General features: G+C 69.1%; 27 protein-coding genes and 1 tRNA gene. 14 read left to right on the top strand and 14 right to left on the bottom strand.

Annotated features, from left to right (window positions below; translation table 11 throughout):
• The first annotated feature begins 84 nt into the window (after positions 1–84).
• From D620_RS0107100 to D620_RS0107090, 3 genes are read left to right on the top strand one after another with little or no spacing between them, the layout of a single operon-like run.
• A complete protein-coding gene (locus D620_RS0107100) occupies positions 85–513 on the top strand; it encodes a PTS sugar transporter subunit IIA (RefSeq protein WP_017665105.1) in 429 nt (142 codons plus the stop codon).
• A 12-nt stretch (positions 514–525) separates the two neighbouring features.
• A complete protein-coding gene (locus D620_RS0107095; RefSeq protein WP_017665104.1) occupies positions 526–804 on the top strand; it encodes an HPr family phosphocarrier protein in 279 nt (92 codons plus the stop codon).
• Positions 805–825: 21 nt separating this feature from the next.
• Complete coding sequence (locus tag D620_RS0107090; RefSeq protein ID WP_017665103.1) at positions 826–1,623, top strand: TrmH family RNA methyltransferase; 798 nt, start codon at positions 826–828, stop codon at positions 1,621–1,623.
• Here D620_RS0107090 and rmuC read toward each other — a convergent pair whose 3' ends face one another.
• The 4 genes from rmuC to recR all read right to left on the bottom strand — a co-directional run bounded on the left by rmuC (position 1,624) and on the right by recR (position 4,743).
• The gene (gene rmuC / locus D620_RS0107085; protein ID WP_017665102.1) at positions 1,624–3,051 is read right to left on the bottom strand and encodes a DNA recombination protein RmuC; all 1,428 of its coding nucleotides are present in this window, start codon (positions 3,049–3,051) and stop codon (positions 1,624–1,626) included.
• A 225-nt stretch (positions 3,052–3,276) separates the two neighbouring features.
• The gene (locus D620_RS0107080; RefSeq protein ID WP_017665101.1) at positions 3,277–3,849 is read right to left on the bottom strand and encodes a peptide deformylase; all 573 of its coding nucleotides are present in this window, start codon (positions 3,847–3,849) and stop codon (positions 3,277–3,279) included.
• 53 nt (positions 3,850–3,902) lie between these two features.
• Entirely contained in the window at positions 3,903–4,118 is a 216-nt protein-coding gene (locus D620_RS0107075) for a hypothetical protein (protein ID WP_017665100.1), read from the bottom strand.
• A 28-nt stretch (positions 4,119–4,146) separates the two neighbouring features.
• Positions 4,147–4,743, bottom strand: coding sequence for a recombination mediator RecR (gene recR, locus D620_RS0107070; protein WP_017665099.1), 597 nt, complete (start codon positions 4,741–4,743; stop codon positions 4,147–4,149).
• Between the two features lie 53 nt (positions 4,744–4,796).
• On the opposite strand from recR, the gene fmt reads away from it, so the two are divergent.
• From fmt to D620_RS0107055, 3 genes are all read left to right on the top strand, one after another.
• The gene (fmt, locus tag D620_RS0107065; RefSeq protein WP_017665098.1) at positions 4,797–5,702 is read left to right on the top strand and encodes a methionyl-tRNA formyltransferase; all 906 of its coding nucleotides are present in this window, start codon (positions 4,797–4,799) and stop codon (positions 5,700–5,702) included.
• Positions 5,699–6,439 carry a tRNA pseudouridine(38-40) synthase TruA gene (truA, locus tag D620_RS0107060; protein ID WP_017665097.1) on the top strand — a complete coding sequence of 247 codons (741 nt, stop codon included), beginning with the start codon at positions 5,699–5,701 and terminating at the stop codon, positions 6,437–6,439. The genes fmt and truA overlap by 4 nt, the downstream gene beginning before the upstream one ends.
• Positions 6,440–6,594: 155 nt before the next feature.
• Entirely contained in the window at positions 6,595–7,707 is a 1,113-nt protein-coding gene (locus D620_RS0107055) for a zinc-binding dehydrogenase (protein ID WP_017665096.1), read from the top strand.
• A 201-nt stretch (positions 7,708–7,908) separates the two neighbouring features.
• Here D620_RS0107055 and D620_RS0107050 read toward each other — a convergent pair whose 3' ends face one another.
• Positions 7,909–8,898 (bottom strand): asparaginase, encoded by a 990-nt coding sequence (locus tag D620_RS0107050; protein ID WP_017665095.1) that lies wholly within the window; start codon positions 8,896–8,898, stop codon positions 7,909–7,911.
• Between the two features lie 83 nt (positions 8,899–8,981).
• The gene (locus D620_RS14890) at positions 8,982–9,572 is read right to left on the bottom strand and encodes a GNAT family N-acetyltransferase (protein WP_081596546.1); all 591 of its coding nucleotides are present in this window, start codon (positions 9,570–9,572) and stop codon (positions 8,982–8,984) included.
• A gap of 97 nt (positions 9,573–9,669) precedes the next feature.
• Between D620_RS14890 and D620_RS0107040 the strand changes: the two genes are divergently transcribed.
• The 3 genes from D620_RS0107040 (at position 9,670) to asd (ending at position 11,430) form a co-directional block, all read left to right on the top strand.
• Positions 9,670–9,742, top strand: a tRNA-Val gene (locus D620_RS0107040).
• Between the two features lie 44 nt (positions 9,743–9,786).
• Positions 9,787–10,539: an SDR family oxidoreductase gene (locus D620_RS0107035; protein WP_017665093.1), complete on the top strand. Its 753-nt coding sequence runs from the start codon at positions 9,787–9,789 to the stop codon at positions 10,537–10,539.
• Between the two features lie 45 nt (positions 10,540–10,584).
• Positions 10,585–11,430 carry an archaetidylserine decarboxylase gene (asd, locus tag D620_RS0107030; RefSeq protein WP_017665092.1) on the top strand — a complete coding sequence of 282 codons (846 nt, stop codon included), beginning with the start codon at positions 10,585–10,587 and terminating at the stop codon, positions 11,428–11,430.
• Between the two features lie 2 nt (positions 11,431–11,432).
• Here the strand turns inward: asd and D620_RS0107025 are convergent, their stop codons facing one another.
• Positions 11,433–12,002, bottom strand: coding sequence for a TlpA family protein disulfide reductase (locus D620_RS0107025; RefSeq protein ID WP_026092017.1), 570 nt, complete (start codon positions 12,000–12,002; stop codon positions 11,433–11,435).
• Positions 12,003–12,036: 34 nt separating this feature from the next.
• On the opposite strand from D620_RS0107025, the gene argH reads away from it, so the two are divergent.
• The 4 genes from argH to D620_RS0107005 are packed head-to-tail and all read left to right on the top strand — an operon-like array spanning position 12,037 to position 15,774.
• Positions 12,037–13,413, top strand: coding sequence for an argininosuccinate lyase (gene argH, locus D620_RS0107020; protein ID WP_051020562.1), 1,377 nt, complete (start codon positions 12,037–12,039; stop codon positions 13,411–13,413).
• Positions 13,410–13,661 (top strand): hypothetical protein, encoded by a 252-nt coding sequence (locus tag D620_RS0107015; protein ID WP_017665089.1) that lies wholly within the window; start codon positions 13,410–13,412, stop codon positions 13,659–13,661. The genes argH and D620_RS0107015 overlap by 4 nt, the downstream gene beginning before the upstream one ends.
• Before the next feature lie 7 nt (positions 13,662–13,668).
• Complete coding sequence (gene lysA, locus D620_RS0107010; protein WP_017665088.1) at positions 13,669–14,928, top strand: diaminopimelate decarboxylase; 1,260 nt, start codon at positions 13,669–13,671, stop codon at positions 14,926–14,928.
• 30 nt (positions 14,929–14,958) lie between these two features.
• Entirely contained in the window at positions 14,959–15,774 is an 816-nt protein-coding gene (locus D620_RS0107005) for a precorrin-2 dehydrogenase/sirohydrochlorin ferrochelatase family protein (RefSeq protein WP_017665087.1), read from the top strand.
• 71 nt (positions 15,775–15,845) lie between these two features.
• On the opposite strand, the gene D620_RS0107000 is transcribed toward D620_RS0107005, so the two are convergent.
• The 3 genes from D620_RS0107000 to D620_RS0106990 form a co-directional block, all read right to left on the bottom strand.
• The gene (locus D620_RS0107000) at positions 15,846–16,868 is read right to left on the bottom strand and encodes a MarR family transcriptional regulator (RefSeq protein ID WP_017665086.1); all 1,023 of its coding nucleotides are present in this window, start codon (positions 16,866–16,868) and stop codon (positions 15,846–15,848) included.
• Positions 16,869–17,004: 136 nt separating this feature from the next.
• Entirely contained in the window at positions 17,005–17,559 is a 555-nt protein-coding gene (locus tag D620_RS0106995; protein ID WP_017665085.1) for a L,D-transpeptidase family protein, read from the bottom strand.
• A gap of 65 nt (positions 17,560–17,624) precedes the next feature.
• Positions 17,625–18,914, bottom strand: a complete 1,290-nt coding sequence (locus D620_RS0106990) for an adenylosuccinate synthase (RefSeq protein ID WP_017665084.1) — start codon at positions 18,912–18,914, stop codon at positions 17,625–17,627.
• Between the two features lie 349 nt (positions 18,915–19,263).
• Between D620_RS0106990 and D620_RS14885 the strand changes: the two genes are divergently transcribed.
• A complete protein-coding gene (locus tag D620_RS14885; protein ID WP_017665083.1) occupies positions 19,264–20,334 on the top strand; it encodes an alpha/beta hydrolase in 1,071 nt (356 codons plus the stop codon).
• A 34-nt stretch (positions 20,335–20,368) separates the two neighbouring features.
• On the opposite strand, the gene D620_RS0106980 is transcribed toward D620_RS14885, so the two are convergent.
• From D620_RS0106980 to D620_RS0106965, 4 genes are all read right to left on the bottom strand, one after another.
• Positions 20,369–20,758 (bottom strand): RidA family protein, encoded by a 390-nt coding sequence (locus tag D620_RS0106980; RefSeq protein WP_017665082.1) that lies wholly within the window; start codon positions 20,756–20,758, stop codon positions 20,369–20,371.
• Positions 20,755–21,894 carry an ATP phosphoribosyltransferase regulatory subunit gene (locus D620_RS0106975; protein ID WP_033376395.1) on the bottom strand — a complete coding sequence of 380 codons (1,140 nt, stop codon included), beginning with the start codon at positions 21,892–21,894 and terminating at the stop codon, positions 20,755–20,757. The genes D620_RS0106980 and D620_RS0106975 overlap by 4 nt, the downstream gene beginning before the upstream one ends.
• A 175-nt stretch (positions 21,895–22,069) precedes the next feature.
• Positions 22,070–23,656 (bottom strand): phosphoglycerate dehydrogenase, encoded by a 1,587-nt coding sequence (gene serA, locus D620_RS0106970; RefSeq protein WP_017665080.1) that lies wholly within the window; start codon positions 23,654–23,656, stop codon positions 22,070–22,072.
• 117 nt (positions 23,657–23,773) lie between these two features.
• On the bottom strand, positions 23,774–24,952 hold the full coding sequence (locus D620_RS0106965; RefSeq protein WP_017665079.1) for a phosphoserine transaminase: 1,179 nt from the start codon (positions 24,950–24,952) through the stop codon (positions 23,774–23,776).
• Positions 24,953–25,011 lie beyond the last annotated feature (59 nt).

Here is a 25,011-nt window from a genome sequence, read left to right as displayed (position 1 = left end):
CGCGATGTCTCGCACATTGCCGGTTAACGTAGAAACGCGTAAGGCCCTGCGACGAGCGGGCAGTTAACGGACCCATTTTCACACATGATCGGCTTGATCCTGGTAACCCACGGCCGCCTCGCGGACCAATTCGTCGAGGCGATGGAGCATGTCGTCGGCCCGCAGGACGCGATCGAGACGGTCTGCATCGGTCCCTCTGACGACATGGAACAGCGCCGCACCGACATCGCCGATGCGATTCTCGCGGTCGACAGCGGCAAGGGCGTGATCATCCTCACCGACCTGTTCGGCGGCACGCCGTCGAACCTTGCGATCTCGCTGCTGGATGCGGGCCATATCGAGGTGATCGCGGGCATCAACCTGCCGATGCTGATCCGCCTTGCAGGGGCGAGGAAGGCGATGGACGTGACCGCCGCGGTCCATGCCGCGCAGACCGCCGGGCGCAACTACATCACCATCGCCAGCGAATTGCTCGGGGCCGACACCGCCCCGCCGGCGCGGGCCAAGGCCTGAGGGCTCGGCGCCGTGGGGGAGGCAAGGCAGAGCGTCACCATCGTCAACCGCCGTGGCCTCCACGCCCGGGCGAGCGCGAAGTTCGTCGGCGCGGTCGCGGCCCTGCCCGACGGGGTGAAAGTGACCGTCAGCAAGGCCCCGCACAGCGCGGCGGGCGGCTCGATCCTCGGGCTGATGATGCTCGGCGCGGCCAAGGGCGACACGGTGGAGGTTGCGGTCGAGGGTGACGGGGCGCAAGGCGTGCTCGCCGATCTGGTCGCACTGATCGCCGACGGCTTCGGCGAGGACTAGGGGCGCACGGCCCTGACGCTCATGCGCAAGCACATCACCGGCTTTTCCAATCCCACGGTCAAATACCTGCGAAGCCTGCGCGACAAGAAGCACAGGAAGCGCGCCGGCCAGTTCCTCGTCGAGGGCCTGCGCCTGCTCGAGGACGCGCGCGCTTGCGGACGCATCCCGCAAACGCTGGTGATGGCCGAGGGACGCGAACACCCGCTGCTCGAACGGCTCGAGGCCGAGGTCATGGCAGCGGGCGGCGAAGTGATCGCGACCACGCCCGACATCCTCTCCAAGATCACCGGCAAGGAGAACGCCCAGGTGGTCGCCGGGGTGTTCGACGAGTGGGAGACGCGGCTGGCGGCGCTCGACCGGGGCGCCGCACCGATCTGGCTCGCAGCGCAGGCTTTGCGCGATCCGGGCAACCTCGGCACGATGCTGCGCACCTGCGACGCGGTGGGCGCAGGCGGCCTCATCCTGATCGACGACTGCGCCGACCCCTTCAGCGCCGAAGCCGTGCGCGCCAGCATGGGAGCGGTGTTCACCGTGGGCCTCGCGCAGGCGCGGTGGGACGAATTCCTGCCGTGGCTGCGGGCGGGAGAGGGCCAGCTGGTCGCGGCCTCGCTGCGCGATGCGGTGCCCTATCGCGGCGCGCCCTATCAGGCGCCGTGTTTCCTTCTGGTGGGCAACGAATCGCAAGGATTGCCCGATGACTACGAGCTGGTCTGCGACCTGCGCGTCACCATGCCGATGAAGGGCCGCGCGGATTCCTTGAACGCTGCCGTCGCGGGCGCGGTGCTGGCTTACGAGGTGCTGGCGGCGCTCGGCGGCTAGCTATTCGGCGGCGTCCTTGCGTTCTGCGAGCGCGGGATATTCAGCCTCAACCGCCTTGCCATCCTCGGCATTGTAGCGCGGGGCGCTCTCCACCAGCGGCACCTCGTCGATGGCGCGCTTGCCGATCTCGACGCCCTTTTCTGCCAGCCGCCGCCCGGAGGACAGCACGTTGCGCTCGAAGGAACCGACGAACTTGTTGTAATTGTTGACCGCGCTTTCGAGCCCGCCGCCGACGCGCTTCAAGTGCTCGGCGGCGGTGGCAAGGCGGTCATACAATTCGGCGCCCATCCGGCCGATTTCCTGCGCTTCCTTGGCCAGCCCGTCCTGCCGCCACACCTGCGCCACCGTGCGCGCGATCGCCACAAGATTGGTCGGCGTCGCCAGCAGCACGCGCTTGTCGAAGGCGAAGTTCCAGAGGTCGGGATCGGCTTCGAGCGCTGCGGCGACGAAGTGTTCGCCGGGGACGAACATCACCACGTAATCGGGCGCATCGGCGAACTGCGACTGGTAGGACTTGGCCCCCAGCGTCTGCACGTGACCCCGCATCGAGCGCACGTGATCGGCGAGCGCGCGGGCGCGGGCTTCGTCATCGGTTGCCTCGAAGGCCGCCTGATAGGCGTTCAAGGACACCTTGGAATCGATCACCAGCACCTTCCCGCCCGGAATGCGCACGATCGCGTCGGGGCGCAGGCGGCCGTCCTCGGTATCGACCGAATGTTCCATCACGAAATCGGTGTGCTGCGCGAGCCCGCATTGTTCGAGCAGGTTCTGGAGCGCCCGCTCCCCCCAGCGGCCGCGCGCCTTGGGGGCGTTGGTGAGCGAATTGCCGAGCCGCTGCGCCTCGCGCCGGACCTGTTCCTGGCCTTCCTTCATCGACTGGATCAGCCCCGCAAGCTGCCCAAAGGCATCGGTGCGCTTGGCTTCCAGATCGGCGACCTGCTTTTCGTAACTCGCCAGCTTTTCGCCCACCGGGGAAAGCAGCGCCTTCAGTTTCTCCTCGCTTGCCTTCTCGGAATGACCGAGGCGTTCCTCGGCGCGCTTGAGGAAGGCTTCCTGCGCGCGGTCCAGCACCGCCGCGCCGGTGTTTTCGAATTCCTTGAGGAGGTTCCTCCGGGATTCTTCGAGCAGGCGCTTCTGTTCTTCAAAGGCGGCGCGTTCGGCGCGGAAGCGGGCGTTCTCTTCGCGCGCGGCATCGAGTTGCTGTGCCAGAGCGTCAGCCCGTGCGGCGCGTTCACCCAGCGCTGCAACCTCGATGCGCGCCTCGCCCAGTTCGGCGATGGCGCGGGCGAATTTCGCCTCGCCCTCGGCCCCCGCAGCCTCGGCCGCCGCGAGCCGCGCGCGCAGATCGGCAGCCACGCGCGAGGCGATAAACCAGCCGAGCGCGGCGCCGGCCAAGAGGGCAATGATCGAGAGAATCGCAGGGTCCATGCGCCGGTCCTACACGGAACGAATGGAGAACGCTAGACCCGGGATGCGCTTTCCAACAGGAAAGCGGGGCCCCGGATCAAGTCCGGGGTAACGAGAGCGGCGATGTAAGCGCAAGCATCGGCGCGGCACGCGCCGCAAGGCCGAACGGCCGCCCGCAGCGGGTCCGTAGCGAAGCGGAGGACGTCAAGCGAGGACGCTCGTCCGGAGGGGCGAGCGAAAAACAAATTACGCCGCCCGCCGGATCTTCTCGAGCTTCTTCAGCACCATCGCGCGCTTCAGGCGCGAGAGGTGGTCGATGAACAGGATGCCTTCCAGGTGGTCCATCTCGTGCTGGAGGCAGGTGGCGAGCAGGCCTTCGAGCGCTTCCTCGTGGGTATTGCCTTCGAGGTCCTGATAGCGGACCGTGCAGGTCGCGGGGCGATCGACATCGGCGTAGATCTCGGGGACCGAGAGGCAGCCTTCCTGATAGGTCGACAGCTCCTTGGCCGGATCGAGGATCACGGGATTGATGAAGACGCGCGGTTCCTTTTTCGTGGCCGGGTGCGTGTGCCTGTGGCCGTCATGCGCGCATTCGACCGGCGGCGCGTCAGGGTCGTCGGGCTGGAGATCGATCACCAGCACGCGCTTGGGCACGCCGACCTGGATCGCGGCCAGACCGATGCCGGGGGCATCGTACATCGTCTCGAACATGTCTTCGACGAGTTGGTTCAGCTCAGGGCCGAACTCGTGGGGTTCGACCGGGGTCGAGACGGTCTTGAGCCGGGGGTCCGGCACTTCGAGGATTTCGCGGATAGCCATAATGCGCTGCAAGATAGGGGCCGCGCCGCTTTCCGGCAAGCGCGATGCTCCAATCAGGGTGATCGGCGCAGCCACCGCTTGCCGCTTTGGCCGCAGGCGGGGCAACGGCCGATGCGGGACGTCTCGCCGCTCGCCTTGTAGCGGATACCGCCCATGTCCCACACGCTTTCGCGGTGGTCGCAATGGCCGCACTGGTATTGCCACTCGCGCGATTCGCGTTCGACCCCGGGGCCGAGGAGCCATCGGAAGAAGCGTTGCGTGCGGTTCACCCCACCGGCCGCCGCGCGCGCAGGGACGTCATTGTACGGGCCGCCTTGCGCGCAAGGCTTGGGCCAGCGTGCCCTCGTCGAGATAGTCGAGTTCCCCGCCGACCGGCAGGCCGTGGGCGAGCTGGGTGACGCGCAGGGGGAAGGCCTCGAGCCGCTCGGCAAGGTAGTGCGCGGTGGTCTGGCCCTCCAGCGTCGCGTTCATGGCGAGCACCACCTCGTCGATGCCGCCGGCTTCCACGCGGGCAAGGAGGCTGGCGATGCCGAGGTCTTCGGGCCCCACGCCGTCCAAGGCCGAGAGCCTGCCGCCGAGCACATGGTAGCGCCCCGGGAACAGCCGCGCGCGGTCCAGCGCCCAGACGTCGGAGACCTCCTCGACCACGCACAGCGCGCGCGCGTCGCGGCGCGGATCGGCGCAGATGGCGCAAGGATCGCGGGTGTCGACATTGCCGCAAGCTGCGCATTCGACCAGCGTCTCGGCGACACCCGCGAGCGCTTCGAGCAGGGCGGGCAGCGCGGATTCGCGGTGCTTGACCAGCCACAGCACCGCGCGGCGCGCGCTGCGGGGGCCGAGCCCCGGCAGGCGGGCGAGCGCGGCGCTCAATGCCTCGATCTCTTGCGATGCCATGGAGGGGGAGATAGGGGCTGCGGCTCGCTTCACAAAGGCCGCCGAGCATCCTTATGCGCATCATCTTCATGGGAACGCCGGAATTCGCGGTTCCGGCCCTGCGCGCACTTCACGCGGCGGGGCATGAGGTGGCGTGCGTCTACACCCAGCCGCCGCGCCCGGCGGGGCGGGGGAAGAAGCTCAGCCCCTCGCCGGTGCAGGTCGAAGCCGAACGGCTGGGGGTGCCGGTGCGTGTCCCCGTATCGCTGCGGGGGGCGGAGGCGCAGGCCGAGTTTGCGGCTTTGGATGCCGATGTCGCGGTGGTCGCGGCCTACGGCCTGATCCTGCCGCAGCCGGTGCTCGATGCGCCGCGTCATGGCTGTCTCAACATCCACGCCTCGCTGCTGCCGCGCTGGCGTGGGGCCGCGCCGATCCACCGCGCGGTGATGGCAGGCGACGCCGAAACGGGCGTGACCATCATGCAGATGGAAGCGGGGCTCGATACCGGGCCGACGCTCCACAAGTTCGCCGTGCCGGTGGGGTGCAAGACGACGGGAGAGCTGTTCGCCGAGCTGGGCGAGCTGGGCGCGGCGGCGATGGTCGAGGTGCTGGCCGAGCTCGCCGCTTTCCCTGCGCAGGTGCAGGACGATGGCGCAGCGATCTATGCGCCCAAGATCGACAAGGGCGAAGCGAAGATCGACTGGACGCAGGGCGCCGGCGCGATCGAGCGGCTGGTGCGCGGCCTTGCCCCCTTCCCCGGCGCGTGGTTCGAGCTGGAGGGAGAGCGGGTGAAGCTGCTGCTTGCCGAGATGGCGGAGGGTAGCGGTGCGCCCGGAACGGTGCTGGACGATGATTTCACCATCGCCTGCGGGACGGGCGCGATCCGGCCCCTGAAGCTCCAGCGCGCGGGCAAGCCGGTGCTCGAACGCGCGGAATTCCTGCGCGGACGGGCGGTGGCGGTGGGGACGCGCCTCGCTTGACCCGCTTCGCGCTCACCCTCGAATTCGACGGCACGCCGTTCTTCGGGCTGCAACGCCAGAGCCACGGGCCGAGCGTGCAGCAATCGGTCGAGGATGCGCTTCACCGGATCACCGGCGAGACGGTGACGCTCCATTCCGCCGGGCGCACCGATGCGGGGGTGCATGCGCTGGCGATGCGCAGCCATGTCGACGTGGAAAAGCCCTTCGATCCCTTCCGCCTGATGGAAGCGCTGAATGCGCAGTTGCGGCCCGATCCGATTGCGGTGACGGCCTGCGACGTCGTGCCCGAAGACTGGCATGCGCGCTTTTCCTGCACCGGGCGGCGCTACCTGTATCGTATTGCCAACCGCCGCGCGCCGCTCACCCTGCTGAGGGACAAGGCGTGGCACGTGCCCCGGCCCCTGGATGCAGACGCGATGCAACGGGCGGCGCAAGGCTTGGTCGGGCGGCATGACTTCACCACCTTCCGTTCGGTCCATTGCCAGGCGGCCGATCCGGTGAAGACATTGGACGAGCTGCGGGTCGAGAAAGTGGGCGAGGAAATCCACATCCACGCCGCCGCGCGCAGCTTCCTCCACCATCAGGTGAGGAGCATGGTCGGCTGCCTCAAGCTGGTCGGCGCGGGGACCTGGCCCGAGAGCCGCATCGCCGCGGCGCTGGCGGCGCGGGACCGCGGGGCGCTGGGGCTGAATGCGCCGCCGCACGGGCTCTATTTCGTCGCAGCGACCTATCCCTGACAGGCCCACCCCCGCCCCTCCCGCAAGCGGGAGGGGAGCATCAGCGGCAACCCGTCACCCTCCCGCCTGAGGGAGAGCTTAGGGGTGGGCGCTCGCCAATGGTTGCGAAGCGCAACCAGAATGCCTAGGCCCGCCAGCAACAAAGGGAGACGATCATGACCACCGGAAAGCAGCTCTTCACCACCCTTACTGCCGATGGCAAGCTGACGCTGGAAGTCGCCGAGAGCCAGTTCCCCGCGCCGACCGGCAATCAGGTGCTGGTCAGGATGGAAGCCGCGCCCATCAACCCGAGCGATCTTGCGATCCTCACCAGCGCCGCCGATTTCGAGAGCGCCGAATACGCCCCCGGCAAGGTCGTCGCGACCATGCCCGAGCCCTTCCTCACCGGCAACAAGGCGCGTCACGGCCAGCGCCTGCCGGCGGGCAACGAGGGCGCGGGCACGGTGATCGCGGCGGGCGAGAGCGAGATGGCGCAGGCCCTTGTCGGCCAGCGCGTCGCCTGCGTGCCGGGCCATGCCTTCAGCCAATATGCCATCGCCGATGCCATGATGTGCCTGCCCCTCGGCGAACATTCGAGCGAGGTCGGCGCTTCGAGCTTCGTCAACCCGATGACCGCGCTGGGCTTTGTCGAGACCGCCAAGATGGAAGGCCATTCCGCCATCGTCCACCTCGCGGCGGCGTCCAACCTCGGCCAGATGCTCAACCGCATCTGCATCGAGGACGGGATGAAGCTGGTCAACATCGTGCGCAAGCCGGAACATGTCGCGATGCTCAAGGCACAGGGCGCGACTTACGTGGTGGACTCCTCGGCCCCCACCTACATGGCCGACCTGCGCGCCGCGATCGCCGAGACCGGCGCCTTCCTCGGCTTCGACCCGATCGGCGGCGGACAGGCCTCGGACGGCGTGCTCAAGGCGATGGAGCAGGTCGCGGTCAGCCAGATGACCGAGTTCTCGCGCTACGGCTCGAACCAGCAGAAGAAGATGTACATCTACGGGCGGCTCGATCTCCAGAACCCGACGATCCTGACGCCCTCCTACGGCCTCCAGTGGAGCATCGCCGGCTGGCTGCTGACGCCCTTCCTCGCCCGCGCGGGGATGGAGACCGTGGTGCGGATGCGCCAGCGGGTTCAGGCGGGCCTCACCACCACCTTCGCGAGCGCCTACAAGGCGAAGGTGACGCTGGAGGGGATGCTGGAGAAGCCCGCGATCACCGACTACCGCCAGATGAAGACCGGCGAGAAGTACCTGGTCACGCCCTGGGGGTGAGGGGCGCTTCGGGGGGTGAGGGCCTGCGGATTGCGAAGCGGCGAGGTGTTCGACACGCGCGGCGGCGGATCGGCCGCAAAAGCGCGGTCGGCCGCTTCGATGGCGGCTGTCTGTTGCGCCTCGGGATTGCTCATGTCGCTGATTTGGCTGCCATGGCGTAGTCTGCAATCCAATTGCCTTTGCTGAGGGACGCCGCCCCCCTCACCCGTCAAACGCCGCCTGCACCGCCTTAGCGTCCGTGACCCCGTTCGCGACCAGCACCATCAGCAGCACCCGCGCCTTGGCCGGGCCGAGCGCCCTTGCCGCCACCAGCCCGAGGGCATCGTCCTCCACCTCGACATTGCGGTCGACCAGCCCCTCGTCGACCCGCGAGGCACGCACCACCGGGACCCCCGAAGCCGCGCAAGCGGCGAGGGCCTCCAGCACCACGCGCGGCGCATTGCCCTGCCCCATCCCCGCGAGCACGATCCCCCGCGCGCCGATGCCGAGCAGCGCTTCGACCGGCTTTGCATCCATCCCCGCCCCCGCGGTGAGGATCGCCACGCGCGGCAACTCCGCCGGGAAGGGATAGCGCGCGGCCTCGCCGACGCGGTGCGCGGGGCCGAACCAGTCGAGGCTCGAGGGGGTCACGCGCGCCAGCGGCCCTCTCGGGAAGGTGCGGAACGCGTCGATGGCGCTGGTCGCGGATTTCCTCGCGTCGCGCACCGCGAGCACCGCGTCGCCCATCACCAGCATCACGCCGCGCCCCGCCGCTGCCGGATCGCTCGCCACCTTCACCGCATTGGCGAAGTTGCGCATCCCGTCCGCCCCTACCGCGTCCGCCGGGCGCATCGCGCCCACCAGGATCACGGGCTTGGCCGTGGGCAGCGTCAGGTCGAGCAGGAAGCCGGTCTCCTCCGCGGTATCGGTGCCGTGGGTGACGATCACCGCGTCCACCGAAGGATCGTCCATCGCCCCCATGCAGGCCGCATGGAGCGCCTGCCACTCGGCGAAACCGATGTCCTGCGAGCCGATCCGCGCGATTTCCTGCGGGTGCAGTTCCGCCGCCAGCCCAAGCGCCGCAAGGTGCCCGACGAGCACCTCCAACGACAAGCCGCCCGGGCGATAGCCCGCTCCCGTCCCGCCGCTCCCCGCGCCCGCGATCGTGCCGCCGGTGCCCAGGACGAGGATGCGGGGTGCGCGGGTGCTCATGCCTGCGCCCCTAACCCTGGCACGCGCCCTCGCCAAGTTGAGCCGTGATTTCCGAGCCGTGAAATGTTCCATTTCACTCGAAATCACTCCTGCGGTTCGTTGCCGAACTGCGCGAACACCGCCGCCAGCCCCGGCACGTCCGGCTCGCCGCGCAGGGCGGCGAGCGCGTCCTCGATGTCAATCGCCAGCTCGGTCACCCCGCCCTCGTGCCCCACGCCCTTCGCGCCCAGCAAGCGCGCCAGCGCCAGCGCCGGGCGGTTTTCGGGGAGCACATGGACGGTGAAATGCTCATACCCCTCGCGCGCGCAATCGAGCAGCAGCACCGCCGTCAGCAGCCGCGCAAGGCCCCGCCCGTGATAGGCATCGATCACCGCGACGGAGAACTCGGCGGCTTCCGGATCATCCTTGTCGCGGAAGGCATGGACCACGCCCAGGGCCGGCGTGTCGGCCAGGTCGCTCCGCAGCGCGCCCCAGGCGAGGTGGTTGTGCCCGTCGGCGCTCACCAGCGCGCGCAGCACCTGCGGCGGGGCCTCGCGCATGCCGGAGAAGAACCGCAGGTAGCGCGATTGCGGCGAGAGCTGCGCGATGCCCTCCTTCAGCCGCGCCTCGTCCGCGCGGGCGACCCGGCGGATGCACACCGGCGTTCCGTCATTGAGAGCCGTGTGAATGGTCATCGCCTGCCTCGCGCTCTGCTTGCCCGCGCCTGTATACCCTACCTGCTTGACCCCCGCACCAACACAGCTAAACCGCGCTCCGGCCCATGGCGCCGTGGGGCGGTTAGCTCAGTTGGTAGAGCATCTCGTTTACACCGAGAGGGTCGGCGGTTCGAGCCCGTCACCGCCCACGGCGCCCAAGTCTGTTTCAACCGGGCTTTCGGGAGGCGATGCGATGGATCTGGGACTCGACGGCAAGACCGCGCTGGTGCTCGGCGCAAGCAAGGGCCTTGGCCGCGCGATTGCCGAGGCGCTGGCGGCCGAGGGCGCGGGGGTGATCACCGTGGCGCGTTCAGGCGCGGGGCTGCCCGGGCGGCTCCACATCCACGCCGATCTCGACGAACCGCAAGCCCCGCAGGCGATCATCGAGCGGGTGCGCGCAGGCGGGGCCTCGCCCGATATTCTCGTGCTCAACGCGGGCGGCCCGCCGATGGGCGGGGCGGCCACCACCGGCCCGGCCGATTTCGCCGCGGTGCTGCCGCGGATGTTCAATGCCCAGCTTGCCATCGCGCAGGAGTTCCTGCCCGACATGCGTGCGCGCGGCTTCGGGCGCCTCCTCGCGGTCGCCTCGACCAGCATGGTGACGCCGATTGCCGGCCTGGTGCTGTCCAACGCGGTGCGCGCGATGCTTGCCTCGTGGTGCAAGACCCTGGCGAGCGAAGTCGCAGCGGACGGGGTGACGGTCAACCTGCTGCTCCCCGGCCAGATCGCGACCGACCGCCTTGCCAGCCTCCATGCCGGGATGGCCGCCGCGCAGGGGCTCGAGGCCGAGCAGGTCACCGCCCGCTCGGTCGCGGCGATCCCTGCCGGACGATTGGGGCAACCGCAAGAATTCGGCGACATCGCCGCCTTTCTCGCTTCCCCGCGCGCAGGGTTCATCACCGGCAGCGCGATCAAGGTCGACGGCGGCCAGACCCCGACACTCTAACCCCTGCGCTTGCGCGCGGCCCCGCGCGCCGGTAGCGCCGCGCCCATGTCCGATCTGTTCATCGCGCTCCAGCATCTCGTCCCGCAGCACGCGCTCTCGCGCCTTGCCGGAGGGCTGGCATCGAGCCAGACCCCGTGGCTGCGCGACCTGCTGATCCGGCGGTTCGTGGCGGCCTACGGCGTCGACATGGCGCAAGCCGCGCGCGGGATCGGCGAATTTGCGAGCTTCAACGACTTCTTCACGCGCGAATTGAAACCCGGCGCGCGGCCGCTGGCGGACGCACAGACATTCATCCTCTCGCCCGCAGACGGCGCGGTGAGCCAGCTTGGGTCCATCAGCGGCGGGCGGATCATCCAGGCCAAGGGGCGCGATTACTCGGTCGCAGAAATCCTCGGCTGCGCAGCCGGAGAGGCCGCGCGCTTCGAAGGCGGGCGCTTCATCACCATCTACCTCAGCCCCAGCGACTACCACCGCGTCCACATGCCTGCCGCCGGCACGCTGGCGAAGACCAGCTACATCCCGGGCGACCTCTTCTCGGTAAACACCGCCACCGCCGCCGGGGTCGACCGGCTGTTTGCGCGCAACGAGCGCCTGTCGTGCCGCTTCGACGGGCCCGACGGGCACTTTGCCAGCATCATGGTCGGCGCGATGATCGTTGCGGGGATCGACACCGTCTGGCCAAACCGCTTCCGCACCCATGCGCGCACGCCGGTGCACGAGGACTTCGCGGGCCAAAGCCGGACATTGGCGGCGGGCGACGAGATGGGCCGCTTCCACCTCGGCTCGACAGTGGTCCTGCTGTTCGAACCGGGCCGCGTGGCATGGCGCGATGATCTCACGCCCGGCGATCCCTTGCGCATGGGCGAGCCGATCGCCGCGCGGCTCGCCTAGGCCTATTTCGCCGCGAGGCTGTTCCTCACCAGCGCCGCCGCTTCGGGCGAGCCCCAGTCATACCCCCCCGTCACCCGCAGCACTTCCGTGCCGCTCGCGTCGAACAGGATCGTCAGCGGCAGCACGCCTTCGGGGGTGAACTGCGCGGCCAGCCGGGTGTCGGGATCGAGCCACGGCTCCAGCCGCTTGAGGCCGGTGCGCGCGAAGAACGGCGTCACCACCTCGGGCCCGCGCATATCCTGGCTGACGGTGATGACCCGCACCTCGCCCTCGAGCGTGCCTGCCAGAGCATCGAGCTGCGGCATTTCCTTGACGCAAGGGGCGCACCATGTCGCCCACAGGTTGAGCAGCACCGGCCCGTCCTGCGCGCCCAGATCGAGGCTCTTGCCGGCGGGATCTGCGAATTGCAGATCGGGGAGCGGCGTTCCGGCAAACTTGCGGTCCACCGCCCCCGCCGCAGCCGCCGCATCGGTCGCTGCCGCTTCAACCGGTTGCGCCGGGGCCTCGGCGGCCCTATCGCATCCCGCCAGCATGAGGAGCGATACGGCAAGGATGAGCGGCGAACGGGACATGACGGGCTCCGGTGAGGGGACGGCGACCAACGCCATGTGGGGCGGCCGCTTCGCTGACGGCCCTAGCGCGATCATGCGGGAAATCAACGCCTCGATCCCCTTCGACAAGGCGCTGTGGCGGCAGGACATCACCGCCAGCAAGGCGCATGTGGCAATGCTCGGCGCGTGCGGCATCATCGCGGCCGAGGATGCGGCCGCAATCAGCGCCGGCCTCGATCAGGTCGCCGCCGAATACGCGGCGAACGGCGTGCCCGAGGATTGGGACCGCGAGGATATTCACATGACCACCGAAGCCCGGCTCGCCGAGCTGATCGGGCCGGTCGCAGGTAGGCTCCACACCGCGCGCAGCCGCAACGATCAGGTCGCGACCGATTTCCGCCTGTGGGTGCGCGATGCCTTTGCCCAGATGGACGAGGGGCTCGCAGCCCTCCAGCGCGCGCTGGTGACCCGCGCGGGCGAGCACGCCGCCAGCATCATGCCCGGCTTCACCCACTTGCAGACCGCGCAGCCGGTGACGCTCGGCCACCACCTGATGGCCTATTACGAGATGTTCCGGCGTGACCGTGCGCGGATTGCCGATGCGAAGGCGCGCATGAACGAATGCCCGCTCGGCAGCGCGGCGCTGGCGGGCACCGGGTTTCCCATCGACCGCGATGCGACCGCCGCTGCATTGGGCTTCGACCGGCCGACCGCCAATTCATTGGACGCCGTCTCCGACCGCGATTTCGCGCTCGATTTCCTGTGGTCCTGCTCGGCCAGCGCGCTGCACCTGTCGCGCCTTGCCGAAGAGCTGATCCTGTGGGCGAGCCAGCCCTTCGGCTTCATCCGCCTGCCCGACAGCCTCTCGACCGGCTCCTCGATCATGCCGCAGAAGAAGAACCCCGACGCCGCCGAACTGGTGCGCGGCCATTCGGGGCGGGTGATCGGCGCGCTCACCAGCCTGATGATCACCATGAAGGGCCTCCCGCTCGCCTATTCCAAGGACATGCAGGACGACAAGCCGCCGGTGTTCGAGGCGGCTTCGCTGATCGCCCTTTCCATCGCGGCGATGACCGGGATGATCGCGGGCGCCACCTTCAACATGGACCGGATGCGCGCGGCGGCCGAACTCGGCTATGCCACCGCAACCGATCTGGCCGACTGGCTGGTGCGCAAGGCCGGCATCCCGTTCCGCGAGGCGCATCACATCACGGGGGCCGCGGTCAAGCTGGCGGAGAGCCGGGGGATCGCGCTCGACCAGCTGCCGCTCGCCGATTTGCAGGCGATCGATGCGCGGATCGACGAAACCGTCTATGCTGCGCTTTCGGTCGATGCCTCGGTCGCGGCGCGCGCCTCCTACGGGGGAACCGCGCCCGGGCAGGTCGCGCAGCAGGTCGCCGCCGCGCGGGCCGCCCTGGGAATGGAGGAATGATGCGCAAAACCATCGCCTTGGGCCTTGCCGCCGCGCCCGCCCTGGCGCTTGCCGCTTGCGGCACGGTCGCCCCGCTGACGCCGCCCGAAGGCGCCAAGGCCCCCGATGCGCCCTATGGCGCCGCGGCCACGCCTTCGGCCGAGGAACTTCTGCGCCGCGAGGCGCTCGCCGCCCCCGAACGCTCCGTCGAACTGCGCCGCCGCTCGGAAGAGCGTCAGGACGATCCCTTCGACCTGCCCCCCGAATAGAGACCCGATGGACCATTTTGCCTATCAGAACGGTGTGATGCACGCCGAAGACGTGCCGCTGCCGGTGATCGCCGAGGCCGTCGGCACGCCGGTCTATGTCTATTCGCGGGCCACGCTGGAACGCCATGCGCGGGTGTTCCGCGAGGCGCTGGCGGGGGTGCCCGACAAGCTGATCGCCTTTGCCGTCAAGTCCAACCCCAACCTTGCGGTCCTGCGCGTGTTGCAGCAGCAGGGCATGGGCGCGGACGTGGTTTCGGTGGGCGAGATGCGCCGCGCGCTGGCGGCCGGGATCGCGCCCGGGCTGATCCTCTTTTCGGGCGTGGGCAAGACCGCCGCGGAAATGGCCGCCGCGCTCGATGCCGGGATCGGCCAGTTCAACATCGAAAGCGAGGAAGAGGGGATCGAACTCGCCGCGATCGCCGCCGCCAAGGGGATGACCGCGCAGTGCACGTTGCGCATCAACCCCGATGTCGATGCGGGCACCCACGACAAGATCTCGACCGGCAAGGCGGACAACAAGTTCGGCGTGCCGATCAGCGAGGCGGGGCAGATTTTCGGAGCGCTGGCGCGGCTCCCGGGGATCAACCTCAGGGGCGTTGCCGTGCATATCGGCAGCCAGCTCGCTGACCTTGCGCCGCTCGAGGCCGCCTTCGTGAAGCTCGGCCAGCTGGTCGCCAGCCTGCGCAGCGCAGGCCACACCGTCACCCATGTCGACCTCGGCGGCGGGCTCGGCGTGCCCTACCGGATGGGCGAGGTGCTCCCCGCGCCTGCCGAATATGGCGCGATGGTCGCGCGCGTCACGAAGGACTGGGGCGTCAAGCTGATCTTCGAGCCCGGCCGCGTGATCGCCGGGAATGCCGGCGTGCTGCTGACCCGCGTGGTGCGGGTGAAGCGCGGGATCAAGGACCCCTTCGTGATCGTCGATGCGGCGATGAACGATCTGGCGCGCCCGGCGCTCTACGGCGCCTACCACCACTTCGAGGCGGTCGCGCCCCGCGGCGGGCGGATGACCGCGAACATCGTCGGCCCGATCTGCGAGACCGGCGATACCTTCGCGATGGGCCGCGAATGCGATGCGCTGGCGGCGGGCGATTTGGCCGTGTTCCGCACCGCCGGGGCTTACGGCGCGACCATGGCCTCCTCGTACAATTCGCGCGGCTTCGTTGCCGAGGTGCTGGTTGGCGGGGACAAGTTCGCCGTCGTCGCCGACCGGATCGAGGCGGGCGCGATCATGGCTGCCGAACGCGTGCCCGAATGGCTCGCCTGACGGCCCGGGGATCAGGGCGGTGAGCCGGCCATGAGCAACATCGCCAGCCTGCCGCTGTTCCACCAGATTGCCGGGCAAGCGGTGCTGGTGCTGGGCGATGGCCCGGCCGCCGAACCCAAGCGGCGGCTGGTCGAGCGCGCCGGCGGCGTGATCGTCGACGACCTGCCCCGCGCGATCGACGAAGGCGTGCGGCTCGCCTTCATCGCCTATGAAGACGCCAAGGCCTGCGAGGTTGCCGCGATCAATGCGCGCTGTGCGGGGATGCTGGTCAATGTCGTCGACCGGCCAGAACTGTGCGATTTCACCACGCCTTCGATCCTCGATCGCGATCCGCTGCTGGTGGCGATCGGCACGGGGGGCGCCTCGGCAGGGCTCGCCAAGCATGTGCGGCTGCGATTGGAGCGGGTGCTGCCCGGAACGCTGGGCGCCCTCGCCCGCGCGCTGGAGGCTGCGCGGCCGGTGCTGCGGGCGCGGCTTGCCGATGGCGCCGACCGGCGGCGGGCGGTCGATGCGGCGCTGCGCGAGGGCGGGGTGCTCGATCCGCTCGATCCGGCGGCGCATGAGCGCGTGGCCCGTTGGGCCGAGGGGGCCGAGGGGGCCGAGGCGCCGGGTGCAGGCGCGGTGGCCGAGATCGTGCTGCGCTCCGACGATCCCGAAGACCTGACCTTGCGCGAGGCGCGGCTGCTCGGGATCGCCGACACCTTGCTGGTGGCCGAGGGGGTTCCCGCCGCAATCCTCGCCCGCGCCCGCGCCGATGCGCGGCGGCTGCCGCTGGCGCGCTCTGGCGAGGCGAGCGGAATGACGCTTGCGATCCGGCGCGACGGGGCCGAGACTGCGGCGGACTGAGATCTTCGAAAGGGGCGCTGCGCCATGCTCGTGTCTTGCCTGCTGACCCGGCGGACGCAGCGGTGCGCCGCTCAGGCCGCCTGCAACACCGGCATCCTCAGGCTCGCGAAGTAGCCCGACATCGCGTGAAGCGCCGTGTCGCTCAGCGCGATGAAGGCGCGGCGGCGGTCGGCAGGATCGGGCACCCGCACGAAGATCCCGCTTTCGACCATCTGCGTCAGCCAGCGCAGCGCGGTGGTCGCCGGAACGCCCGCCGCGATGCACAGCGAGGTCACCGAGACGCGTGCACCTTCGCCATGCGCGGCGGTGAGATCGAGCAACATGTCCCACGCCGGATCGCCGAACAGTTCGGAATCGAAAAAGCGGCAGCGCGCCTGGCGGTTGGCGATCATCTGCCGCACCAGATGAGGATCGGGAAGCGGGGGGCCTGCGAGCGCGGCGACGGCCGAAGCGTCAGGAACAGCGCCGAAGCCGGCGAAGGCCGAGGCCTCGGGCGCGGCGTAACCGCGCTTCAATTCGCCCAGATTGCCCGCAGGCCCGCCTGTATAGCCGAGCCGGTCGAGCGAGTGGGCGATCGCTTCGACCTGCTGCGAGAGGCGCAGCAGCGCCACGCGGTCTTCCTCGCCCATTTCGCGCAGGCGCGCGGCCCCCGCCTCTCCCATCACGCGGCCGACCGCGATCACGCGTTCGGCGCGGCTGGGGCTTACGAGGATCTGCGGATTGGACTGGTCGAGCACCGCGAAGACATCGTCGAGACCTTCAAGGTTGGTCGCCACGATCAGCTTGGCACCCGAACGCGCCACCCGCATATCGAGCCGCGCGAGGCCGGCGAGCATCATCGCATCGCTGCCGCGCGCACCCGTGACCGCGCAATCGACCACCACCACATCGCCGAGCAGGGCAATCGGCCCTTCGAGCAGCGCCCGCAGCGATCCCCCGTCAATCGCGCGGAACCCGGCCCCGCCAAGATCGGCGGCGATCTGGCGGCGCAAGCCTTCCTCCGCCCCGAAGATCGCGACCCGCGCAGGCAAGCCCGCGCCGTCATCGGCAAGGTCATAGGCAAAATCGGCTTGGGCAGAGGTGTGGGTCAGCATCGACTCGACTCCGGCTGTGGTAGAACGATTATGGAACAAAACGCGATCAAGTCAAGTAGATGTACCGAGATCGCCTCCATAACGGAGCTTTCGGGATGACCTCCCTTGCCCTTCCTCCGGGCGCGACCGGAGAGGATTACGGCCTGATCTCGATTTGTGTCCCGTCGGGCACGATGCGCCACAATTCCTCGATTTCGGCGTTCGACAGGGCGATGCAGCCGTCGGTCCAGTCGCCCGGAACGCGGCCGAAGGGGAGCGAATTGGGCTGGCCGTGGAGGAAGATATCGCCCCCCGGCGAGCGGCCCTGCGCTGCGGCAAAGGCGCGGTCGGCGGCGTTGGGGTAGGAGACCTTGAGGCTGAGGTGATAGGCGCTCCCCGGATTGCGGCCCTCGATCACATAGCGTCCCTCGGGCGTGCGCTCGTCGCCCTCGAAGCGCTTGTGGCCCTGCGGCTGGTCGCCGAATTGCTGGCCCCGCCAGGCCTTGACCGGCTGGCCTTGCGCATAGGCGACCATCAGGCGTTCGGACTTGTCGACGATCAGATAGTCGACGCCGGCGACACGCCGTTCGGGAATGATCCGGGCGGCATCGCGCGAGAGCGGGGGCTGCGAGGAGGGGCCCTGCGCCTTGTCCGCCGGAGGCGCGGCGCAGGCGGCGACAAGCACCAGGGAAAGGAGTACCGCGCGCTTCATCCCCGCCATTCTAAGGCGCTGATTTGCGGCCGGCAATCATGGTGATGGCCTTGCGCTTTCGCCGCTCAATCCACGAAGGGATCGCGCATCAGGATCGTGTCGTCGCGTTCCGGCGAGGTCGAGACCAGCGCGACGGGGCATTCGATCAATTCCTGGATGCGCTGGATATACTTGATCGCATTGGCCGGAAGATCGGCATAGGAGCGCGCGCCCGCGGTGCTCTCGTGCCAGCCGGGCATGTCCTCGTAGATCGGCTCGCACCCTGCCTGGTCGGCGGCATGGCTGGGGAGGTAGTCATAGACCTTGCCGCGCAGGCGATAGCCGGTGCAGATGCTCACCCGGTCAAGCCCGTCGAGCACGTCGATCTTGGTGAGCGCGATGCCGGTGACGCCGGAAATCGCGCAGGACTGGCGCACCAGCACCGCATCGAACCAGCCGACCCGGCGCTTGCGCCCGGTGACGGTGCCGAATTCATGCCCCCGCTCGCCGAGCCTTTGGCCAATCTCGTCCTCCAGTTCGGTGGGGAACGGGCCGCTGCCGACACGGGTGGTATAGGCCTTGACGATGCCGAGCACAAAGCCGGTCGAATTGGGGCCGAGGCCGCTGCCCGAGGCGGCGGTGCCGCTCACCGTGTTGGACGAGGTGACAAAGGGATAGGTGCCGTGGTCGACATCGAGCAGCACGCCCTGCGCGCCTTCGAACAGGATTTTTGCCCCCGCACGCCGCACCTTCTTGAGGCGCTTCCACACCGGCTGGGCAAAGCGCAGCACGAAGGGGGCGATCTCGCGCAGTTCCGCGAGCAGCGCGGCGCGGTCCACCGGAGGCTGGCCGAAACCGGCGCGCAGCGCATCGTGGTGGGCGCACAGGCGATCAAGCTGCGGCTCCAATGTGTCGAGATGCGCAAGGTCGCACACCCGGATCGCCCGCCGGCCGACCTTGTCCTCGTAGGCCGGCCCGATCCCGCGCCCGGTGGTGCCGATCTTGCCCTTGCCCGCCGCCGTTTCGCGCAAGCCGTCAAGATCGCGGTGGAGCGGCAGGATCAGCGGGCAGTTGTCGGCAATGGCGAGGTTCTCGTCGGTGATCGACACCCCCTGCCCTTCGACCTTGGCGACCTCGTCGCGCAGCGCCCACGGATCGAGCACCACGCCGTTGCCGATCACCGACAGCGTGCCGGAAACGATGCCCGAAGGCAGCAGCGAGAGCTTGTAGGTCTTGCCGCCCACCACCAGCGTGTGGCCGGCATTGTGCCCGCCCTGGAAGCGCACGACCGCATCGGCGCGGCTCGCCAGCCAGTCGACGATCTTGCCCTTGCCCTCATCGCCCCACTGGGCGCCGATCACGGTGACGTTGGCCATTGCTATCCTTTGCGGGTGGCGGGAGAAATGCGCGGGCGGGGGCCTAGGCGCTTGGGCCTTGCGAGGCAAGCGCGGGCCTCGCGCGATTTGGCGCTTTCCTACAGATCGCAAGGCGTGGCAGGCTTGCTCCCATGCCCGCCGATCGCCTCCGCTCCCCCGCCTGCACCGGACCTTGCGGGCGGTGCGACGCAATGTGCGGGCCGCGGCCGGGATTTCGCTCCAGGACAGTGTCTCATGTGTCTCCTACACGCGCGCTGGCAGGCGGCAGGCTGGCCGCAGACCGTGCGCGAAGGGTTGGCGGGCATCGTGCGTTGAAGGGGGCGAATCGCCCTCTGCAAGGAACCGCCCGATGAACACCCCTGCCAAGCTCGTCCTCGCTGCCGGAGCCCTCGCCGCGCTCGCCACGCCGATCCTCGCCCAGCAGCGCGCCGGGGGAATGGGCGGCGGCGAGCGCCTGTCGAGGGAGTGCCGCGCCGAGATCGTCACGCTGTGCGGCACCGACCGCAGCCAGCTGCGCACCTGCCTGATCGAGAAGGCCAGCCAACTCTCCGAGACCTGCCGCAGCCAGCTGCGCGCACGGATCGAGCAGCGCGCCGGGCAGCGTGCGGGCCGCGGAGCGCGCGGCGATGCCGCGAAGGTGCCGCCGCCGCAGACGCTCTACTACGGCGATGACAGCCTCCAGGCGATCGACCTGTGGGTGCCCGGGGGCGCCGGCAAGGCCCCGCTGGTGCTGTTCGTCCATGGCGGCGGTTGGAAGCGCGGCAGCAAGAACAACGCGATGGGGCGCGCCATGCCCGCGCACATGCTTCGGCAGGGCTACGCCTTCGCCTCGATCGACTACCGGCTGGTGCCGCGCAACACCGTCGAGGAGCAGGCCGGCGATGTCGCCGCCGCGCTCGCCCACCTGCTGGAGCGCGCCGATGCGCTCGGGATCGACCGGTCGCGCGTGGTGCTGACCGGGCACTCGGCAGGCGCGCATCTGGTGGCACTGGTGGGGACCGACGAGCGCTATCTGAAGCAGGCCGGCCTCAGCTTTGCCGACATCGACGGGGTGATGCCCAATGACGGCGCGGCCTATGACGTGGCGAGCCAGTTCACCCTGGCCGGGCCGCGGATGACGGCGACCTACGAGCAGGCCTTCGGCACCGATCCCGCGCGCCAGCAGGCGCTCTCGCCGATGCGGCAGGCCGCGAGCCCCAATGCGCCGGCCTTCCTGCTGCTGCATGTCGAGCGGCGCGATGCGGTCGACCAGTCGAAGCGGCTGGCCGCAGCGCTCAAGGCGGGCGGCACCGCGGTCGAGATCGCGGGCTTCCCGGGCAGGGGCCTGCGCGGTCACATGGAGATCAACAGGAAGCTCGGCGAGGCCGACTACGCCGCGACCGTGGTGATGGACAACTGGCTGAGGAAGGTGCTGGGGTGAACCGGCGCAACCCTCCGGCTGCGGCCCAGCCCCCCTACACGGCGGCGATCACGTCGATCTCGACCATCAGGTCGGCCAGCGCGAGGCCCTTGACCTCGACCGTGGTGTCGGCGGGGTATGGCGGGGTGAACCAGCGCTGCCTCGCTTCGAGAATGGCGGGGAAGTGCGCCATGTCGGTGAGGTAGATGGTGACCTTGACCACCTTGCTGAGGTCGCTGCCGCCCGCCGCCAGCACGCGCTCGATATTGGCGAAGGTCTGGGCGAGCTGCGCGTCGAAATCGCCGATGCCGACGATGCTGCCGTCCGCGCCGATGCTCGCCTGGCCGGAGAGGAACAGCAGGTCGCCCACCCGCCAGGCGGGCGCGATCAGGTATGGGGCGAGCGGGTCGTCGGGGAGGGCGATCGGGGTCGGTACGGATGTCATCGGGCGTGCTCCAGGGCGATCGGCGCGGTGCCTTCAAGGATGTAGCCGCACCCGAGGCTGGCCGGGTCCTCGCCTTCGGCGAGCTGCGCGATGGTGCGCCAGCCTTCGAAGCGCAAGCGGGCCGCTGCCGCGCGGTCATGGCCCAGCGGCAGGTAGCAGGTGCGCACCGCCCCGGGCTGCGGGGCGATGTCGGCGAGGCGGTCAAGGTAGAGCGTGAAGCCGGTCGCGGCCTCCTCGCTCCCGGCGATGCGGTAGGTGCCGCCCCGCCCCGCCGCGCGGCGCAGGCCTTCTGCATAGAGGGTGAAGCCGAACCACGACTGGTACTCGAAGCCGTGGCGCTCGGTCGGGTCGAGGGTGATGGTGGCGGCATCGCCGATGGCGGCGGCGATCGCCGCGAGCCCGTCGAGCCGGGACTTGAGGGCGCCGCCGGCATCGACCGCGCGCAGCCCGGCCAGCGCGCTCTCGATGGGGCCGGTGGCGTAGAGCAGCGGCAGGTAGGCGCCGCCCCCTGCGGCCTTGAGCCCGCCTGCGTCCTTGGTGTCGAGCTCGCGGCGCACCGCCTCGTGGGCCTCGGGGGCAAGCGGGAATGGCCCGCGACCATCGGCTCCGGCGAGGGTGTCGACGAGATCGGGCAGCGTGAAATCGACCGAGATGCCGGTCAGGCCGGCGGCCTTCAATGCCTCGACCGCGAGCATCACCACCTCGCCCGCGGCCGCGACACTGTCGGCGCCGATCAGCTCGGCACCCAGTTGCAGGCGCTCGCGCGCGGGATCGAGCTGGCTCGCCTTGATGAGCACGGTGTCGCCGCAATAGGCGAGCCGCAGCGGGCGCGGGGCGGCGGCAAGGCTGGTCGCGGCGATGCGCCCGACCTGCGGGGTGATGTCCGAGCGCAGCGCGAGGGTGCGCAAACTGGCCGGATCGACGAAGCGGAACAGCGTGCTGCGCTCGCCCACCGTCACCCCCGCCATGCGCCCGGCGAGCGAGGCCTCGAACTCGAGCAGCGGCGGGCGCACCCGGTCATAGCCGTGCGCGTCCAGCACATCGAGACAGGCGCGCATCATGGCGGTGATCCGCGCGGCCTCGGGCGGCAGGCGGTCCTCGAGGCCTTCGGGCAGGAGATCGTTGGGCTTGGTCATGTGCAACCGCGCTTAGCGGGGTATGGGCGCGGGGTGAAGGGGCAAGCGCGGAAGGCTACCCTCCCGCAGAAGCGCTGATCCGGCCCGCTTGTACGGGCCGCAAGCGCAACCGCGTGCCGGCCGGCAGGCCGCCCCCTCGGCAGGGAGGCTGGCAGCGCCAGCCTCCCGCGAGAGATCAAAACGACAGCGCCTTGACCAGCTTCACGCCTTCGACCTTTTCGGCCTCGGCGATGACTTCGGGGGTCAGGGCTTCATCGAGGCTGAGGAGCAGCACCGCTTCCCCGCCCGCTTCGCGGCGGCCGAGGTTGAAGGTGCCGATGTTGATGCCGCGCGCGCCCAGCAGCGTCCCGATGCGGCCGATGAAGCCCGGCTTGTCGTCATTGACGATGTAGAGCATGTGACCCGACAGTTCCGCCTCGATGCCGATGCCGAAGATCTCGACCAGACGCGGCGCCTCGGTGCCGAACAGCGTGCCCGCCACCGAACGCGGCCCCTGCGCGGTCTCGACCGTCACGCGCACCAGCGTGTTGAACGCCCCGTCGCGGTCATGGCGCACTTCGCTCACCGCCAGCCCGCGCTCCTTGGCGAGGAACGGCGCGTTGACCATGTTCACCGTATCCGAATAGCGGCGCATGAAGCCGGCGAGCACGGCCGCGGTGATCGGCTTGCCGTTCAATTGCGCCGCCGCCCCTTCGCGCTCGATCCCGATTTGCGTCAGGTTGCCATGCGCGAGCTGGCCCACGAGGCTGCCGAGCTTTTCGGCCAACGCCATGTAGGGCTTCAATTTCGGGGCTTCCTCGGCGCTCAGCGAGGGCACGTTGAGTGCGTTGGTGACGCCGCCGTTGACGAGGTAGTCGGCCATCTGCTCGGCGACTTGCAGCGCGACGTTGACCTGCGCTTCAGTCGTGCTCGCGCCCAAGTGCGGGGTGCAGATGAAGTTCGGCGCGCCGAACAGCGGGTGATCGGCGGCCGGCGGCTCGGTCTCGAACACGTCGAGCGCGGCGCCTGCAACCTGCCCGCTTTCGAGGCACTCCTTCAGCGCCGCCTCGTCGATCAGGCCCCCGCGCGCGCAGTTGATGATGCGGATGCCCTTCTTGGCATTCTCGAGCCGCTCGCGGCTCAGGATGTTGCGGGTTTCCTCGGTCAGGGGCGTGTGGAGCGTGACGAAGTCGGCACGGCCCAGCAGCGTATCGAGATCGACCTTCTCGATCCCGAGCTCGATCGCGCGGTCTTCGGTGAGGAAGGGATCATAGGCGATCACCTTCATCTTGAGGCCGAGCGCGCGCGACGCGACGATCGAACCGATGTTGCCCGCACCGATCAGGCCGAGGGTCTTGCCGGTCACCTCGACCCCCATGAACCCGCTCTTGGGCCATTGGCCCGCCTGGGTCTGGGCGTTCGCCTCGGGCAGCTGGCGGGCAAGCGCGAACATCAGCGCGATGGCGTGTTCGGCAGTCGTGATCGAGTTGCCGAACGGCGTGTTCATCACCACCACGCCCTTGCCGCTGGCATAGGGAATGTCGACATTGTCGACGCCGATGCCGGCGCGGCCGATCACCTTGAGGTTGGTGGCGGCATCGAGGATCGCCTTGGTGACCTTGGTCGAGGAACGGATCGCGAGGCCATCATATTCGCCGATGCGGGCGATGAGCTGCTCGGGCGTTTCGCCGGTGATGACATCGACATCGCAGCCGCGCTCCTCGAAGATGCGCGCGGCGTTGGGATCCATCTTGTCGCTGATAAGAACTTTGGGCTTGGTCATGGGAAATACCTTCCACTCTTCATCCCGGAACCGGTCCGGGATCGCGCGCAAACCGCGCTGGGGCATTGGGGAGAGCGGCCCCGGATCCCGTCCGGGGCGACGCCAATTGCGACGGCCTCAGCCGTTCTTGACCTTCTCGTAGGCCCATTCGATCCACGGCAGGAGGCGCTTCAGATCCTCCTGCTCGACGGTCGAGCCGCACCAGATGCGCAAGGACGGCGGCGCATCGCGGTAGCCGTTGAAGTCGAAGCCGACGTTGCGTTCCTCGAGCAGCTTGACGATCTTCTTGGGAACGGCGGCCTTGTCTTCGTCGGACAGGGTCTCGTACCAGTCGCCCTGGAAGACCATGCACACGCCGGTGTTGGTCTGGAGCGCGGGGTCGGCGGCCATGTTGCGCAGCCACGGCGTCGCCTCGATCCAGTCCTTGACCAACTGCGCGTTGGCATCGGCCCGCGCGATCAGCGCCTTGCGGCCGCCGATCGACTTGGCCCATTCGAGCGCGGCGATGTAATCTTCGGTCGCCAGCATCGAAGGCGTGTTGATCGTCTCGCCCTCGAAGATGCCGCGATTGAGCTTTGCGCCCTTCTTCATGCGGAACAGTTTGGGCAGCGGCCAGGCGGGATCATAGCTCTCGATCCGCTCGATCGCCTTGGGGGAGAGGATCAGCATTCCGTGCTGCGCTTCCGAGCCCAGCACCTTCTGCCACGAATAGGTGGTGGCATCGAGCTTGGGCCAGTCCATCTCCATCGCGAAGATCGCGCTGGTGGCATCGTTGATGGTCACGCCCTCGCGCCCGGCTTCGAGCCAGTCGGTGTTCGGGATCTTGGCGCCGCTCGTCGTGCCGTTCCAGGTGAACACCACGTCATTCCTTTGCGGGATGGTGGTGAGATCGGGGATCTGGCCGTAGTCGGCGGTCAGGACCTGGAGGTTGGGCAGCTTCAATTGCTTGACCGCATCCTGGATCCAGACGTTGCCGAAGCTCTCCCACGCCGCGACCGTGACGGGGCGCGCGGGATCGAGCATCGCCCACATCGCAGCCTCGATCGCGCCGGTATCCGAGGCGGGCATGATGCCGATCAGGTAATCGTCGGGAATGCCGAGCAGTTCGCGGCTGAGATCGAGCGCATATTTCAGCCGCGCCTTGCCGAGGCTCGAACGGTGCGAGCGGCCAAGCGATTCGGTCTTGAGCTTGTCGAGCGACCAGCCGGGGAATTTTGCCGTGGGGCCCGAGGAAAAGAAGGGGCGCTCAGGCTTCAGCGACGGCTCATGCGCGAGCCCGCGAACATATTCAGTCATGTATTCTCTCCTTGCAGAGAGCACGCGCGGCGTTGGGACCGCGTGGCCCGTGAGCGGCT

It is taken from the genome of Porphyrobacter sp. AAP82, from assembly GCF_000331285.1.
GTDB lineage: Bacteria > Pseudomonadota > Alphaproteobacteria > Sphingomonadales > Sphingomonadaceae > Erythrobacter.
The sequence above is the reverse complement of the archived record's forward strand: the minus strand, read 5'-3'. Positions and strand labels throughout refer to the sequence as shown.